This is a genomic window from Microcoleus sp. B4-C2, assembly GCF_036705265.1.
Classification (GTDB): Bacteria; Cyanobacteriota; Cyanobacteriia; order Cyanobacteriales; family Microcoleaceae; genus Microcoleus.
Window position 1 is genome coordinate 1 of sequence record NZ_JAUBUB010000215.1, and the last position, 1,225, is coordinate 1,225.

The following is a 1,225-nucleotide window of genomic DNA, read 5'->3' on the forward strand; positions in this document are numbered from 1 at the left end:
TGTAGATACTGTCTTGAACTGTCAAGGGGTAGCAAGTAAATAATTGGGGTCGAAAGGCTTTTGGGACTTTAAAATACCAAAAGCCAAATGCACCAATTTCCTCATCAGAGCGCCAATCACCTGCATTTTGACCTTGCCACGACCCAATAATCGGTCACTCATCGCCTTGAGTAACGGATTGTGACGCATCGCCACTACCGCAGGCAAATACAACGCCTTTCGCAGTCGGACATTGCCAGTGCAGGACAAACGAGTTTTGCCTTTAACTGAAGTCCCAGAACTCCGTTCGCTGGGAGTTAAACCGGCATAGGCTGCTAATTGACGAGCATTATCGTAATCAGAAACATCGCCAATTTCAGCTAATAATATAGAAGCTGTTAAATCGCCAATGCCAGGAATTGAAGTCAACAGCTCGCGCTGTTGTTTTAAGTGTGGGTGTTGGTCAAAATGGTCACTAATCAGTTTTTTGATTAGTTGTTGTTGCTGTTTTAGATAGTCCAAATGTTCCTGGGTAAGGGCAGCAACTGTTGGCGTAGCTGTCTCCAAACGGTTTTGTTCGCTCGTCATCATTTCTGTGACTGATTCGAGCCGCCGTAACAAGGCTTGTAATTCCTTGACTTCGGGGGCTGTAGGAGTCCATAATGATGGTTTCATTGCCGCACAAAAACGGGCAATCAGTGCCGCATCTACGGAGTCTGTTTTCGTTCTCAGAAGTTCGCTTTTAGCAAACCCTTTAATACGAGCCGGATTGACGATACTTACCTGAAAGCCTTCCCCATAAAGGAATTCTGCCAAGGCTTCGCCGTAGATGCTAGTAGCTTCCATACAAGCATGGAGTTCGACGACACTTTGTTGTTTGAGCCAGTTATGCAAACTCTCAAACCCTTGAGTATTGTTCGTAAACTTTTTGGGTTTAGTCGCACGACCTTCTCTCAGTAATGAGACGTGAAAGTCTCTTTTACTGATGTCTATACCTAAGACTGTTGATGTCATTTTTGGCTCCAGATATACTCCATTTTATGAAAGAACCGACAGGCAATTGAATACTAGCCTTGTTAATGCAGGCTTTCTTGATCGTTCGATCGAGAGCCTAAGATACTGTCCAGCTTTAGGTGCGCCTGTCATCAGTAATGTCCGCTTATCTACGCAACAGACTTATTTAGTCTAAGGGGCGGGCCAACTTCACCGATTTCTGATGTCCTCTTGCTCACACTTTCGCCTGTTA

Annotated in this window: 1 protein-coding gene; it reads right to left on the reverse strand. The window is 44.9% G+C overall.

What is annotated here, in order from left to right; genetic code table 11:
• Positions 1 to 21: 21 nt before the first annotated feature.
• Positions 22 to 993, reverse strand: a complete 972-nt coding sequence (locus QUB20_RS28485; RefSeq protein ID WP_333251569.1) for an IS110 family transposase — start codon at positions 991 to 993, stop codon at positions 22 to 24.
• Positions 994 to 1,225: the final 232 nt, after the last annotated feature.